General features: G+C 41.1%; 12 protein-coding genes. All 12 read right to left on the bottom strand.

The genetic code is table 11. From position 1 onward, the window contains the following. Positions 1-10: 10 nt before the first annotated feature. Complete coding sequence (sigG, locus tag QLQ22_RS10570) at positions 11-865, bottom strand: RNA polymerase sporulation sigma factor SigG (RefSeq protein ID WP_284016592.1); 855 nt, start codon at positions 863-865, stop codon at positions 11-13. Between the two features lie 67 nt (positions 866-932). Next, positions 933-1,652: an RNA polymerase sporulation sigma factor SigE gene (sigE, locus tag QLQ22_RS10565; RefSeq protein ID WP_223442104.1), complete on the bottom strand. Its 720-nt coding sequence runs from the start codon at positions 1,650-1,652 to the stop codon at positions 933-935. Between the two features lie 55 nt (positions 1,653-1,707). Next, positions 1,708-2,637: a sigma-E processing peptidase SpoIIGA gene (gene spoIIGA, locus QLQ22_RS10560; RefSeq protein ID WP_223442101.1), complete on the bottom strand. Its 930-nt coding sequence runs from the start codon at positions 2,635-2,637 to the stop codon at positions 1,708-1,710. A 262-nt stretch (positions 2,638-2,899) separates the two neighbouring features. Then, the gene (locus QLQ22_RS10555; protein WP_284016591.1) at positions 2,900-7,228 is read right to left on the bottom strand and encodes a S8 family peptidase; all 4,329 of its coding nucleotides are present in this window, start codon (positions 7,226-7,228) and stop codon (positions 2,900-2,902) included. A gap of 571 nt (positions 7,229-7,799) precedes the next feature. Continuing rightward, positions 7,800-8,954 (bottom strand): cell division protein FtsZ, encoded by a 1,155-nt coding sequence (gene ftsZ / locus QLQ22_RS10550; protein WP_223442094.1) that lies wholly within the window; start codon positions 8,952-8,954, stop codon positions 7,800-7,802. 44 nt (positions 8,955-8,998) lie between these two features. Continuing rightward, complete coding sequence (gene ftsA / locus QLQ22_RS10545) at positions 8,999-10,288, bottom strand: cell division protein FtsA (protein ID WP_284016590.1); 1,290 nt, start codon at positions 10,286-10,288, stop codon at positions 8,999-9,001. Positions 10,289-10,507: 219 nt separating this feature from the next. Further along, complete coding sequence (locus QLQ22_RS10540; protein WP_284016589.1) at positions 10,508-10,870, bottom strand: small basic family protein; 363 nt, start codon at positions 10,868-10,870, stop codon at positions 10,508-10,510. Next, positions 10,870-11,589, bottom strand: coding sequence for a DUF881 domain-containing protein (locus QLQ22_RS10535; protein ID WP_420828843.1), 720 nt, complete (start codon positions 11,587-11,589; stop codon positions 10,870-10,872). Before QLQ22_RS10535 ends, QLQ22_RS10540 begins: the two co-directional genes overlap by 1 nt. Before the next feature lie 12 nt (positions 11,590-11,601). After that, positions 11,602-12,300: a DUF881 domain-containing protein gene (locus QLQ22_RS10530; protein ID WP_223443325.1), complete on the bottom strand. Its 699-nt coding sequence runs from the start codon at positions 12,298-12,300 to the stop codon at positions 11,602-11,604. Next, entirely contained in the window at positions 12,290-13,129 is an 840-nt protein-coding gene (locus QLQ22_RS10525) for a cell division protein FtsQ/DivIB (RefSeq protein ID WP_223442085.1), read from the bottom strand. The genes QLQ22_RS10530 and QLQ22_RS10525 overlap by 11 nt, the downstream gene beginning before the upstream one ends. A 147-nt stretch (positions 13,130-13,276) precedes the next feature. Next, a complete protein-coding gene (gene murB, locus QLQ22_RS10520) occupies positions 13,277-14,188 on the bottom strand; it encodes a UDP-N-acetylmuramate dehydrogenase (protein ID WP_284016588.1) in 912 nt (303 codons plus the stop codon). A gap of 170 nt (positions 14,189-14,358) precedes the next feature. Then, on the bottom strand, positions 14,359-15,444 hold the full coding sequence (gene murG, locus QLQ22_RS10515) for an undecaprenyldiphospho-muramoylpentapeptide beta-N-acetylglucosaminyltransferase (RefSeq protein WP_284016587.1): 1,086 nt from the start codon (positions 15,442-15,444) through the stop codon (positions 14,359-14,361). Positions 15,445-15,497: the final 53 nt, after the last annotated feature.

Here is a 15,497-nt window from a genome sequence, read left to right as displayed (position 1 = left end):
ATGAACAGTCCTAATTTTGTATGTTCTTATTCATTTGTTTGATTGCAGCTTTCTCAAGTCTTGAAACCTGTGCTTGAGAAATACCTATTTCTTCTGCTACTTCCATTTGAGTTTTCCCTTGAAAGAATCGCTTTCTGAGAATCAGCTTTTCACGGTCATTCAGCCGTCTCATTCCTTCTTTTAAAGCGATTTCTTCTATCCAATGAGAATCTCGGTTTTTCTCATCGCTAAGCTGATCCATTACATAAATCGGGTCGCCCCCATCATTGTAAATCGGTTCAAACAGAGAAACAGGATCTTGAATAGCGTCTAGAGCAAAAACAATTTCTTCATGAGGAACTTCTAGAACCCGGGAAATCTCTTCAGCGGTAGGTTCCCTTGAGGTCTTGCTCATTAATTGTTCTCTGACCTGCAAAGCTTTATAGGCAATATCACGAAGAGATCTTGATACGCGGATTGGATTATTGTCCCGCAAATATCTTCTGATTTCCCCAATTATCATGGGTACAGCATAAGTTGAAAATTTTACATTTTGGCCAAGATCGAAATTATCAATCGATTTCATAAGTCCAATGCAGCCAACTTGAAACAGGTCATCAACAAATTCTCCCCGGTTGTTAAAACGCTGAATGACGCTTAAAACCAGGCGTAAATTGCCGTTTACCAGCTTTTCTCTAGCTGATAGTTTACCGCTTTGCATTTCCCTGAACAAAATTCTCATTTCCTCATTTTTTAGGACTGGAAGTTTGGAAGTATCTACTCCGCAAATTTCAACTTTATTTCTTGCCACATCTTTCCCTCCTAACAGGAGCTGCTGTACAGAGTTAAGTATCTCCTTAGGTGGGAAAAATATGCACATGTCCATGCGGTGAAATCATTCACAAACGGATAAAACCATACAGTGATTGGAATTTTATTGGATAAAAATTTTTTTAGACCATTTTATTGAATTCTTTACGCAATCTTTTAATAATTCTTTTTTCAAGCCTTGAAATGTAGGACTGGGATATCCCAAGCATATCTGCGACATCTTTTTGGGTTTTTTCTTCTCCCCCTTGAAGCCCGAAACGCAGCTCCATAATTTGCTTTTCCCTGTCATTCAGCTGCTGAAGGGCCTTCAAAAGCAATTTTCGGTCAACATTTGCTTCCAGATCTTTTGTAATAATATCTTCCTCTGTTCCAAGCACATCCGAAAGGAGAAGCTCATTTCCATCCCAGTCAATGTTTAAAGGTTCATCAAAGGAAACTTCTGAACGAATTTTATTATTGCGGCGCAAATACATTAAGATTTCATTTTCGATGCATCGTGATGCATATGTGGCAAGCTTAATTTTCTTTTCAGGATTAAAGGTATTGACTGCTTTGATTAATCCGATTGTTCCAATGCTGATTAAATCTTCAATGTTGATGCCCGTGTTCTCAAATTTGCGGGCGATGTAAACAACCAATCGAAGGTTCCGCTCAATTAAAATGGAGCGTGCGGCCTGATCTCCGCCTGGCAGCTTTCTGAGCAGGACTTCTTCTTCATCCTTTGAAAGCGGAGGCGGCAGGGCTTCACTTCCGCCTATGTAGTGAATTTCATCTGTTTTAAGTCCAAGCTTCATTAATAATTTGTACCATAGATAAGTCACATGCAATTTTAGTTTTTTCATAGTTCTCCCCCTTCTATTTTTCAGATGCTATGAGTAAAATACTACAGGGTGGTCCTCAAGAGACGTCTTGTATGGACCCGCTCTGAAGCATCTTCGGATGAACGATGCATTCATATTCTTCTTCAGGCGACAGGCTTGTTCGGTTTAATCCGACAATTGCTTTAGGTACCTGGATGGTCTCATCCGCAGTGGTGATGATCACTTCATCTGGTTTTAAACCGATTAAAAATTGATTGGACTTTCCTACTACCCGAAATGGAATAATCCGCACCCTGTTCTCTAGCGGATGTGGTTCCTCAGAAGCTGCAAGTGCTGCCATGACATCCTCTTGTAAGGCAATAGATATAAGGGGATCAGGCAAATATTCAGCTGCTTTCTGCGCATCTACAATCATAACGGGACTTTTTGATATAGGATCATAAAGCTGATTGCCGCTGTCTATCAGCCCTTTTAAACAGAATGAAATATCACCGATTTTTATTGATACTGAAACGATTTGATCATACTGAATTTTTTTCATTTCTAAATCATCGAGCCGTTTCCTTGAAAAAATCCAAGCTGCAGGAAAACCGATTAAGACAAACAGCCAGCTGATCGGATCACCAAAGCCTCCTTTGTTTGTCATCAGAATACCATCAAAAATGCCAATCTCCGTCTGAATAAAGTAATGGGCCCCAATCATACCGCCGCCTACCATAAAGGTGACAAAATAAAAGGTAAACAGTGACTGGGCAAAATATTTAAACCGTTTAAAACCAAAGGCTGACAGCACCATCATAATCGAGACCAAGAGTTTTCCGAAAGGGTGAACCGCTAAAGAAGCAAATGGAGTAAACATCAATAGAATAATACTCGATCCAATTAGGGCACCAATCACAATCCGCAGCTTCCAAATTTTCCTTTTCAATAAAATAGCGGTAAGAAGAAGCAGCAGTAAATCAAAGGAAAAATTTAAAAACCAGATAACATCTAAATAGATTGACACGTGAAACTCCTTTCCCCAAAGGTGTTTTCACTTGCCCATTGAAAAATAAGGGCACTGTCCGATTGGATAGTAATAGTATAGCTGAGACGCACAGGTGAAGTCTGTCAGTTACTGCCGATAAAATAGTGTATTTTTGATAGATATCGCGATTATTTGTCGATGAAAAAAGATGGCATTTTTTCGTGTTTATGGTCCTCTCAAAAATGAAAAAACTCTTTTTTCTGCACTGCAGAAAAAAGAGTTTTTTCCCTTTAGAAACTTTTTATTTCGCCGGTTGCTTTCCATTAATGAATAATTTGCCTTCAGCAATCTTTCTTGTTTCATTGCCGAAGTCATCTCTTGCGATTACTTCAATCCGTGCCCCGTCAGCCTTCATGTTCGATGTCGCTGTATAGTATCCTTCGTAATGGCCAGGAGACGTTTCTCTCAGCGGCAGCTCTGTTGCATTTTGGATGCTTGCATTTGTGAGCGGCATATGAAGCACAAATGTCGCATCGAGATCTTCTTCACTAGTAAACTCTATCTTCACACTTTCTCCTGATTTAATATATTTATCTGCAGACGGCTGGATGTTTTCAATGATTGGCGCGTCATACTTTACATATACTTTTACTGTTTTCTTTAAACGATTGGAAGCTTTGTCAGAAGCAAGAACAGTAATGATATTTTCTCCATTTTCCAGAAGGATCCGCTTAGAGAAAGTTCCATCTTTAACGGACGCTTTTTGTCCATTTACCTTAATCCAGTCAAGGTTTTCATCTGTCACTGTTCCGCTGACAGTTAACGCTTCTGTATTGAATTTTTCACCGTTTTTAGGATTTTCAACGGTGAATTGCGGCTTCGTTTTATCCAGAGTAATCTTCACTGCATTTGAAGCATCTGTCATTCCGGCTTCTGTACTGGATTTTGCAGTCAGCACGTTTTCCCCTTCCTGCAGTGTAACTTCTGCACGGAATGTGCCATTTTCAGCTGCTTGTACTGCAGCAGCTTCAGAACTTCCATTATATACATGCACAGTTGTTGTTGGAGATGCTTTTCCCTCAACAACCGCCTTTTCCTGATTCGTATATGTTCCGTCTTTAGGGGAAGTGATCTCAGGTGCTGTCACTTCATAATTCACGATTGCACGAATCATGTAATTTCCTTCTTCAGCTGGTGAAGCTGACCATGCTCCTCCGACCATCTGATAACTGCGTCCGGCATTTTCTCCATTTTCATCTGTGGCGAGTCCCGGAGAGTTCGGGTTAGCTTTTGTCTGAATATAAACCATATAGAAGTCTCCTTCTACAAGGACTCCCTGATCGAGCAAGTTCACCATTGTCCATTCTCCGTTGCGCAGAGCAGCTGCGTCAATCGGTCCAGCAAGTTTTTTCCCAGGTGCACCGTCTGTACCGGATGCATCATAAATAGCTACCTGGAATTCAGTCCCCCCAGGCACCGGCCATTCAGTATCCCAGAAACGGAACAATCCTCCCGTCACCATTGCACGCTCATTTCCTTCAGCAAGGGACATTTTTACTGCCCATCCGTTGCCTGCAGCATTAAATGCACGCGCATTTTCAGCAGAGCCGTCATCATACCCGATTTCACCAGGATAACCGATGAATGGTTTTAACGTTACATTTTGAATCATTGTCTGATCGGCTTCAATTTCAATTTGAACGTCTTCCCCGTAATAGGACGGAGCCATTGCTTTGAGCGTATAATCGCCTTCATAAGCAACAATGGCATACTCACCCTCACTGTTCGTTTGAACAGGAGTAATGGCAGCATCCTCTACTAAAAGGAGAGATGCATTCGGAACTGGCTCTCCAGTCACTTCATTGGTTATTGTACCGCTGACCGTACCCTGAGGCTTTTCTTCCAGAATGAAGTTTGCTTCTGTTACACCATCATTTTCAATAGTAACAGCCTGAGTCTCGGATTCATATCCATAAGCTTCCGCCTGCAGGGTGAATGATCCGGCACCGTGCACGATTTCATAGCTTCCATCCTGAAGACTGGAATAAGTTGAGCGCCCTGTTTCAAGAACACTTACCTGTGCACGCAGCGGAAGTGCTGCCGGCTCTGCATTTTCTTGACTTGCGCTGCTCTTTTTCACATATGGTGCCGGAGAAATTTTATCAGGATATACCTTATCTTTCTTCTCTTTTCCGGCTTTTGTATCACTTACTGGTTTTTTATCTATGCCTAGACCCGCTTTACTAGGTGTTTCAAGAGCAGTATTTGTTAATTTCACATCGTCTAAATACCATCCATCTTTGACTACACTTCCGTCAGTCGTTACATTAAACTGAACATAAATTCTTTGACCGGCATATTGCGTGAGATCCACTTGTCCATCTATCCAGCCTGTTGTAACGCCATTTACACGCAATACCTGTGTCCAGTTTTCCTGATCTGTTGAAACAAAAACATGTCCGAAATCATATCTGGCTTCTAATTCATGCCATTGTTTAAACTGCAAAAATGTCTGTCCTTCTTGAGGAAGATCAATTGGAGGCATGAGCAAATTCATATTTGCGCCATTTTCATAATCACCATCTAAATTTGTAGCAAATACGTTTTCACCTGAAGCTGCATTGCCAGGTCCATTTATTGGAACTCCATGCTCCCAGCTGTTTTTTGTTCCATAAGATGTAAAGCCAAGCGCTCCAGACTCAAAATCCTGTTCATAACCAGTTGAAATCCCTGGCTGTACATCAATTTCATACTCATCAGAAACGACTTCGTTTGCACCAAAGTCGACCGCCTTCCATTTGTATACGATTGTGCCTTCCGTTATCGCACTGCCAGGTATGACCGCCTCGTATACTCCGTCCAGATAATCTCCTGAAATTCTTTGAGCTTCAGCGATTTGCCAATCTCCACTGTTATCCTGATAATGAAGTGAGACATTCGTTACACTCACGTTATCCTGAACAGCAATAGTGAGCGGCAGATTCATGCCTGCAAAGGTTTCACCTGGAGCTGTGTGCAAAAAGACAGGAGCCTCAGTATCTTCTCCCTCTTTTGCTACTTGACCTTTTACTTTGCCAAGCCCTGTCATAAGAGAGGAAACGGCATCATATGCGTTGACTAGTCCATGACCATATCCATTGTTTGGGGAGCTTGCAAACGTTGAATCAGTAAGCGGAGTGGCCGTTGTGGTCAGTACTTCCTCAATTTCGTCAACAGTAATAGAGGAGTCAACTTGTCTAAGCAGCGCAACTACAGCTGCAACATGCGGGCCTGCCATTGATGTGCCATTCCATCCGCCTTCATAAGCACTTCCTGGGACCGATGAACGAATATTTACGCCAGGAGCGGATATATCTGGTTTCGTTTCATCATAAGGTGATGGTCCCTGCAGAGAAAATGTACCCAATTGATTATTTATGTCAGTCGCTCCTGTAGCAAAGGATTCCGGATAGTTTGCTGGATTGGCGATTGAACCAGGTCCTCCAGGATTGAATAAAGTCGTGTTTCCAGCTGAAAATTCCGGAAAAATATCAGCTGCACGCCAGGCTTGGACCATTGGCCTGTACCATTCATCAAGTCCAGCTCCTCCGCCCCATGAATTGTTGACAACATCAGGCGCCATTTCCGGGTGGGGATTGCCATCAGCATCTTTTGGGGCAATAATCCATTCTCCAGCTGCCAATAAATCTGCATCTGATCCGCCATCTGCCGTAAATGCTTTAACAGCTATCCATTTTGCACCAGGAGCTACGCCAATTTGATTGCTTCCGTTTGGTTCAGCCCCTACCATCGTACCTGTAACATGTGTTCCGTGACCTTGATCATCATATGGAGCTGATTGGGCAGCAGTAGCATCAAACCAGCTGAATTCATGATCAGGTGATTCAGGTGCTGCAGGGTTATAACCCCGGTATTTATCCTTTAATGCCGGATGATCCCACTGAACTCCCGTATCAATGGAAGCAACAACTGTTCCGCTCCCGTCGATGCCCATTTCCCAGGCAGCAGGTGCGCCAATTTGGTCGATATTCCATTCTGTGCTTGCTTGCGCCGCTTTAGATTCCACTGACTTTTGGACAGCCTTTTCTTTTTTGGCGGACTCAGTGTGTAATTGCCGCATTTCATTTGGAAGCACTTTTTCTACCTCAGGAAATGCTGCAACCTGCTCCATCACTTCCTCCGTAGCAGTTACAGCCAGTCCATTTACGATGTAAAACGATTGAATACCTTTCGCATTGCCAGCTTTCACTTCTTTAGTTAAGTATGTTTTAAGATTTTGCTGTGTTTCAATCGCTTTTGCTCTTAGCGAAGAGACAACAGCAGAACGTTTTTCATATTTTGCCTGGGCTTTGGAGTCTTTATCTTTAGCTGCTTCTTTCATCGCATCTTTAGCCACTTTACCCGTATCAACTTGATCTTTTAACTTTATGAGAAACGTTACTTTTTCATCTTTTTCGAATGCCTGAGACAATTTTTTGGAGACTTTCCCAGCCACTATGTTTTTCTGGTCTTTTACAGAGGTGCTGACTCCAGATTTTGAGCTTGCTGTTGAAACACCCGGAGCAAGCATTGTGAGAAGCAGGATAAAAATTGACAAAATACTGAGCAGTTTAACATGTTTCTTCCGCATTCCTAAAATTCCCCCTTTAAATTTAAAATGATTGAAACATATCCCCCTTCCCATGATCTCTTTGTCAGGACTAGGCTGTTATCAATAATTTAATGAAAGTATTCTGATGATTTTGTCATTTTATGTAAGATTTTTCTTAATTTTCCAAAAACGATGAAAAAGTAGGAGCTTCTTCTTTTCTTCTGTAGTCCAAATGATATTCCACCAAAAACTTTTGATCTTGCAAAAATGAGGTTTTATATAGGTTTAATAAGGATATTTATGGAATTTTGAAGTGGGTAAATTTCTCTATTTGAAAAGGAGGATCTTAAGTTGAGATTAAAATGATTAATATTTCCTTTTTTATCCATAAATGAGATATTCAGATGGGAGAGAGGAAGGCTTAAGGACCACAATCAGAGGAGATTATGAAGAAGTCTTTCATACTAAAGTATCGTTAAGCGGACAGCATAGTTCTATAGACAGCCAGTGTTTGAGACTATAAGGGAAGGCCAAGAAAGGGCGGGCAGCTGATGGAAGAGAATTTCAGGCAAAAAAAGACCTGGTCTAGTGGACCAGGTCTTCTGATATTTTATCTGCGTTTATTACGATTTCTTAAAAATGTTGGAATATCGAGTGTATCTTCACCTTGCTGCATTGAACGGTTTGTCATTTCTTGTGCAGGCTCTTCGCGCTCACGCTTCATTTCTCTTACGTCGCGAGGCTTTGGCATAGGTTTTGGCGATGTATTATTCCCAAAAGGTCTTGAAGCGGGTTTGCTGTGGTTGATTTCAACTTCATTGAAACCAGTCGCAATAACCGTCACGACAATTTCATCTTTTAAGTTTTCATTGATAACAGATCCGAAAATCATGTTAACATCTTGATCAGATGCAGTTGCTACAATATCAGCAGCTTCCTGAACTTCGTACAAGCTTAAGTTAGATCCGCCTGTAATGTTCATTAGGACACCTTGAGCACCATCAATTGATGTTTCAAGCAGCGGACTTGAGATTGCTTTCTTAGCAGCTTCTGCAGCTCTGCTTTCTCCAGTTGCAACACCAATACCCATTAATGAAGAACCTTTATTGGACATGATTGTTTTAACATCCGCAAAGTCAAGGTTAATAAGTCCAGGTACAGCGATCAAGTCAGAAATACCTTGTACACCCTGGCGTAAAACGTTGTCCGCTTCACGGAAAGCTTCAAGCATAGGAGTATTTTTATCTACGATTTCAAGTAGACGGTCATTAGGAATCACGATTAATGTGTCAACTGATTCTTTCATAGAAGAAATTCCGCCTGCTGCCTGCATTGCACGCTTGCGTCCTTCAAACGTAAACGGACGAGTGACAACACCTACAGTTAAAGCGCCTAAGTCTTTAGCGATCTGGGCAATAACTGGAGCTGCTCCAGTTCCTGTTCCTCCGCCCATTCCAGCTGTAACGAAGACCATATCTGCGCCTCTTAAAGCTTCTTCAATCTGCTCCTTGCTTTCTTCGGCCGCCTTTTTTCCAACTTCAGGATTTGCACCGGCGCCAAGACCTCTTGTCAGCTTAGAACCAATCTGCATTCTTGTTTCTGCTTTAGATAGGTTCAGTGCTTGTGCATCCGTGTTCACGGCAATAAAATCTACTCCTTGAACACCGTGTTCTATCATACGGTTAACAGCATTGTTTCCTCCGCCGCCAACCCCAATAACTTTAATTGTTGCCATTCCATCAATATTGCTTTCAAACTCCAACATACAAAATCCTCCTAATCCATCGAATGACTTCCTCTTGATGCAGGTTATTCAAAGAAGTAACCAAAGAATTTTTTTACTTTGCTTTCTTTTTTCTCTTCTTTTTCTTTTGGTTTTGAACGCTGCTGCTGATGCTGCTGAGGTTCTCTTTGAGACGTTTTCTCAAGCTTATCAGGAACAACATTCGAACTGATGCTTCTGCCTTGAATCTTCGCATTTTTATAAGCAAATTGGATCAAGCCTACGCCTGTCATATATTGAGGTTCTCTTACACCAATATAATCTGGGCTTGCAATGCGAACGTTATTTTGCAGAACAGCCTGGGAAATCTCAAGAACTCCTGGCATGCTGACTGTTCCACCAGTCAGAACAAATCCGCCAGGCAAGTCTCTTACACCCAGTCTCTTAATCTCGTGTAAAACGAGTTCAAACATTTCTTCTAGTCTAGCTTCTATAATATCAGATATTTCAAGCTGATTGAATTGCTGTTTTTGGTCTGTGCCAATAATCGCAGCCTCAAACACTTCTTCTTCAGAAGCATAATCATAAAAAGCATGTCCATGTTTCACTTTAATGCGCTCAGCCTCGTCAGTGGTTGTGCGAAGTCCGATTGAAAGATCTTTCGTTATGTTCTCGCCGCCAATTGGAAGGACGCTCGTCGTTTGCAGGTGACCTTGATCAAAGACAGCAATCGTCGTCGATCCCCCTCCAATATCAACCAATGCTACACCGAGATTTTTTTCATCTTTTGATAATGCAACAGCTCCTGATGCAAGCGGCTGCAGGCAAATATCCGTTATTTCAAGACCTGCTTTTTCAACACAGCGAAGCAGATTATGTAAAATCGTTCTAGATCCTGTAATAATGGTGCCTTCCATCTCAAGACGGACACCAATCATTCCGCGCGGATCGCTGATTTCATCAAGACCATCGACTATGAATTGCTGAGGAATAACATCTATTATTTCTCGTTCAGGAGGTATAGACATTACTTGAGCTGCTTCAATCACTCTTCTTATGTCTTCATTAGCAATTTCACGATTGTCACTTGAAACTGCAACAACCCCGTGACAATCCTGCAACTGAACGTGATTGCCAGTCACCCCTACTACGACTCTTTTAAGCGGTATGCCAACCATTCTTTCTGCCTGCTCCACCGCTTTTTTAATAGAATGAACGGTCTCGTCAATATCAACGATCGACCCTTTTCTTAATCCTTCAGATTTCACATTCCCTACACCTATAATGTTTAAATTATCATCTGCCATTTCACCGATGATAACCTTAACACTGGATGTACCGATGTCTAGACTTACAAAGATTTCATTGTTGTTCATTCTATGGCACCTCCTTAACTTATCATTTCCATTCTATTATTAGAGGAACAACAATACAATGAATCTAGTTTTACATATTTGTAACAATGGTGAAAAATATTGTGATAATTGACTTATCATTGTCACATTTATTTTCCATGTCCTTGAGTAAGGACTCTTCTTAATAAATACATACTAAAGTGAGTATTCGTCAAATCCTTGATTTTCCCTCTTAAAAAATCAACTTTTTTTTAGTTTTTGGCGCGATTGAGTCCAATTGGAAATTAAAATTCGTCTTATTACAGCAATATTTTGGAACAGTCTGACTCCAAATGCAAATATTGCTACCAAATACAAGTCTACACCAAGATGAACACCTAGAAAAGCTAAACTTGCAGCCAATAGGATGTTAAAGAAAAATCCGGATACAAAAACCATTTCATCGTACAAATTTTGCAGATGAGCGCGAATACCTCCAAGCAGAGTATCCAGTGCAGCAAGTATGGCAATGGACAGATAATTCGAATATTCACTGGGAATTCGGAAATCAGTGAGCAGTCCCAATGTTATTCCTAATATTAATCCTAAAATGGGAAGCCACATTATGATTTCTCTCCTTCCTCAACCGGTTTCATGTTTTTTATCCGGATCGCGTCATCATATGGGGGTATGACAATCCGATCCTTAGGCTCTGAAATCCTGAGCCGCAAATTGTCAATTGCAAAGGTGTCCATTGTCGTAGACCCGTTTAGTCTGCTGAAGAGCTTTTCAGCGTCTTCTGAAATGACTTTAATTTCAATTGGATATGAATTCAGACTGTACCCGTCCATTTTTGTTTGACCATTAATATCACGGATGACGGTTGTATTCACAACTCTTCTGTCTGCGATAGCGACATGCTCAGCACCATAAGAATTCAGCTCATTCAACAATCGTTTCAGCAAATCAGGTGCAATGTTTTCAACCTCTGACTGAGAAACTGCTTCATCAAACAGGGGTTCAATTGTAATGACTACACCCGCTCCTGTTACTTCCGTTAATCCCGCTTCATTTTTAAGTTCTTCAAGAGTCTCTTTCAGCGTTTTTTCTGCACTTTGATTTTCATCATTTTCGTATGTATCAATCAGCTCTTCGTATTTGCGGATCTCAAGCAGGAGGTTTGATTGAGTTTCTTGTTCCTGCTTGAGTGCCTCCCTCAATTGCCACATGTCACGTGTGTCTCTTACCGCCGGTTCCTGAATCGACTGAAATTGAACGGCAAGCATTAAACCAAATATCATAGTCAGTAATGAAAAGCTGACACCCTTAAGATTTTTCTTCAAGGCAACCACCCATCAAGATTTCTTTTCTTGCAATAATGGATTCATCTTTATTTCGCTTTTTTTCTCAAGGGTTATCACGATATTATCGTAAGCAATCTGCTCGACAATACCGCCGGCGATATTTAAAGCCTGATCCAGAACAGCAGGTTCGCCGATCGCAGAAATGACAAAGGGAGCTGGAAATTGATTTCCATCCACAGTAACGACAGGACCATTACAATATATATACGAATCATGTGATAATCTTTGTCCATTAATGGCGATGGCACTTGCGCCCGAAATCAGCAATTCATTGATCACTTTAAAAATATGGCCTTCATGAACAATATAATTATTTACATTTTCCCCTTCTGGAATGTAGGAGGAATCCTCTAAAGTAACTTCGATCCCCTCCCCTGCTACACCCAGTTCGCCTACATACATTCTGTACTTTTCTACATCTTCCACAAGATTAAAGTAAATCTGCTTTTCATTCTTCAGATTTTCTTCAATTTCTCTTACTTTTTCCTGGCTTTTAAATAGTTCCTTTTGAAGCTCTGTATTTCTTTCCTCCTGCTTGATCAGCAGCTGTCTTGTTTCATACTCTTTGCTCCATTGTTCAGAAGAAATTCCATTATTCGGACGCTGTTCTTTTGTGAGCTGATAAGAAAACGAAACTAAAAAACCGAGAACAAGCATGATTAAAGAGAGAACAACAAGTCTACCTCTCATCTTCATTTTCATTTTGTTCTGTCCCCTCCGGCTCTGCTTCTAATGAGGCACCGTCATCCGCTGCTTCTAGGGCAGCTTCATCCTTCTTATCGAATGATTCAAAATAGGTTCCGACTTCCATATGAATAATGCCTTTGGAATTTGGCGCAAGCTGGCTGACAATGGCCGGATAATCAATCATTTTTTTTGAAAAGCTTCGGACTGAGGCCTGCACTTCATATCCGTCATTCATGTATAGCGTAATATGCCATGGGTCTGTTTTTTCAGGTGTATGGTAGATTTCAGAAATCGCATTCGTTACACTGTCAGGAAGACTCATGAGTTCCATGGCCATTTCTTCAATCTCTTCAGCCTTGCTCCAATTAATCAGAAGCGGCGCATCATCTGGAAAAGTCCCTTCCAAAGGATCTAGTGTTTTGCCGTTTTCAAGTATGGGGGAGTATTGATCTCCTTTTACGATATAGGCCACTTTATGATATTCTTCTACCACAATCGTTACTTTATTAGGCAATTGCTTGTCCAATTTAACATTCTGAATCTGTTCAAAATCTGACAGGGCATCATTCACTTCTTTTTCATCAATGCTCCAAAAGCCGGATTTTGCTGTAATTCCACTTATATTTATTATTTCTTCATCAGATACTGTCTTATTTCCGGCAACATCTATGGAAGATACTTTGCTAAGCGGAGATTGAAAGTAGATCACCAATAAAATGAGGATGAAAAAGACGGATAAAAATAAAATTAACCTGCGGTTTGATTTTTGTTTCCGATGCTCCTTGAGCTTTGGAACACGATCTTCAAGCGAAACGACTTTTCCTTTTTCCAACTGTAATCACCCCTCATCCCGAAACACTTTCGGGGGCGTAAAATCATCTTATAAAGAGAAACAAACGGCATGATGTATGCCGTTTAGCAACTGTACCTTTAATAAAGACAGTATACCACAATAAAAGGAAAAAGAGATAAGCATTCTCTACTCATTTACACCGACAATTTCAACTTCTGTTTCCATTTTGACACCATGTTTTTCATAAATTGTTTTTTTAACAAAATCAATTAAATCAAGGACATCTTTTGCCGTGGCATTCCCTGTATTCACAATGAAATTTCCATGCAGTTCGGAAATTTTCGCTCCGCCGATCTGATAGCCCTTCAGGCCTGACTCCTGGATCAGCTGGCCGGCATAATGCGGAAGGGGATTCCTAAAAACGCTGCCGCAGTTTGGATGATCCCAAGGCTGAGTTTCTCTGCGGTAATCTTTATTTTTCTGAAGTTCTGCCACAATTTCTTCGCGGTTGCCTTTCTCAAGCTTCAAAACCGCTTCTAGGCAAATGCCCGGGCGTTTCTTCTGAAGCAGAGAAGTCCGGTATGAAAATTCCAATTCTTCTGCTGTCAGCCATTCCATCGTTCCATCCTCAAACAGTATATGAGCCTTTACAAGAATTTTGGACATATCAGAACCGTGAGCACCCGCGTTCATGTATACAGCTCCTCCTACAGATCCAGGAATGCCCCCTGCGAACTGAAGGCCGGAGAGTCCCTGTTTGCTGATGACTGTCGTTAATTTAATAAGAGAGTAGCCTCCGCCTGCAGTAATGGTATCTCCATCCACGTCAAGATGATCCATTCCTTTTCCTAGTTTAATCACGACACCCTTAATGCCTGAATCCCCGACAAGCAGATTAGATCCCCTGCCGATCGCTCTCCATGGAACACCGCTTTCTGTTACGGTATCCATCGTTTTTTTCAGATCTTCAATCGAACTCGGCTCAACAAAAATTTCCGCAGGTCCCCCGATTTTAATGGTTGTATGTTTTGCCAGCGGTTCATTTTGAACAACTTTCCCAACTTCTGCTTCTTGTAATTTCATAAGTATCTTTTCCATGACAGCCTCCTAAAATAGATTGTTCTTTTCCTGTATGACATTGAAGAAGGCTCATAGGAATATAGTTCAACAGGCACAAATTACTTGTTGCCCTCTTTTTCGAAGATATAAACCCCTATGACTTCTGTCTTTTTTAAATTCTATGTCTGAAATGATGATATCAAGCTAATTTATTGAGCAGCTAAATCCTGTATTTCTTTATATAACTTCATTGCAGCATCAGGAATGCCCAACTGCTTAGAAGCAGCTGACATTTTTTGAAGATTCGCCCCATCAAGCAAGATAGTATCCATCTCTTTTACTAATACAGCACTGGAGAGGTCTTTTTCAAGAATTAATGCCGCTGCATCATGATCACTTAAGGCTCTTGCATTTTTTTCCTGGTGATTCGCTGTTACATATGGACTTGGTATCAGGATACTTGGAAGCCCAAGTGCCGTTATTTCCGCCAAAGTAGTTGCACCTGATCGTGCCACAATTAAATCAATTCCTTTTAAGACTTCAGGCATGTTATGAATGAAAGGTTTGATCACAACATTTTTCGGCAGATTCAGAACTTGCTCCATAACGTTTTCATAATGAATTTCACCAGTTACATAGATAACCTGATAATCTTTATTTTTCATATCATCAAGCATACCGATCACTGCATCATTGATGGGTTTTGCCCCTCTGCTTCCTCCCATAATCAGAACTGTTTTTTTGTCAGTCATAAGTGCAGGGTCCTTATAGTGACTGACGTCATCTGTTGCCACTTCAGACGCTCTAGGGTTACCTGTCAGCACTGTTTTTTCAGCAGGGAAATAGCTTCTTGCCTCTTCAAAACAAATGGCTACTTTGTCTACATAGCGCGCTAAAAATTTGTTGGTCACTCCAGGAAGACTGTTTTGTTCATGAATAATCGCCGGCACCTTCAGCTTAGAAGCTGCATAGACAACTGGTCCGCAAACATAGCCGCCAGTACCAATTACGACGTCCGGTTTAAATTCTTTTATGAATTTTCTGCTGTCGCTGACCCCTTTGAAGAAGCGCATGATTGTCTTTGCATTGTCCAATGAGATCTTCCTTTTAAAGCCGGAAATCTTTATTGAACGAAATGGAATTCCTGCTTTTGGAACTATTTTGGACTCAAGGCCATTATCTGTGCCGACATACAAAAATTCCGCATTTGGGTCATTTTTTTTAATTTCATTTATTAAGGCGAGGGCAGGATAAATGTGTCCGCCTGTCCCTCCGCCGCTTACCATAATTTTCAAAGGTATCCCCCATTTAATAGAAACATTTTCAAAAATATTCAAATTCAGCGGTA

Source organism: Metabacillus hrfriensis (genome assembly GCF_030127205.1).
Lineage (GTDB): Bacteria > Bacillota > Bacilli > Bacillales > Bacillaceae > Bacillus_P > Bacillus_P dongyingensis.
Note: the sequence above shows the minus strand (reverse complement) of the source record. Positions and strands in the feature narration are given on the sequence as shown.

Bases quoted from the DNA above. Each gene is read 5' to 3' on its own strand.
- QLQ22_RS10530 (WP_223443325.1), bottom strand. From the start codon at position 12,300: ATGAGAGGTAGACTTGTTGTTCTCTCTTTAATCATGCTTGTTCTCGGT.
- sigG (WP_284016592.1), bottom strand. From the start codon at position 865: ATGGACATGTGCATATTTTTCCCACCTAAGGAGATACTTAACTCTGTA.
- murB (WP_284016588.1), bottom strand. From the start codon at position 14,188: ATGGAAAAGATACTTATGAAATTACAAGAAGCAGAAGTTGGGAAAGTT.
- QLQ22_RS10555 (WP_284016591.1), bottom strand. From the start codon at position 7,228: ATGCGGAAGAAACATGTTAAACTGCTCAGTATTTTGTCAATTTTTATC.
- QLQ22_RS10540 (WP_284016589.1), bottom strand. From the start codon at position 10,870: ATGTGGCTTCCCATTTTAGGATTAATATTAGGAATAACATTGGGACTG.
- ftsZ (WP_223442094.1), bottom strand. From the start codon at position 8,954: ATGTTGGAGTTTGAAAGCAATATTGATGGAATGGCAACAATTAAAGTT.
- ftsA (WP_284016590.1), bottom strand. From the start codon at position 10,288: ATGAACAACAATGAAATCTTTGTAAGTCTAGACATCGGTACATCCAGT.
- sigE (WP_223442104.1), bottom strand. From the start codon at position 1,652: ATGAAAAAACTAAAATTGCATGTGACTTATCTATGGTACAAATTATTA.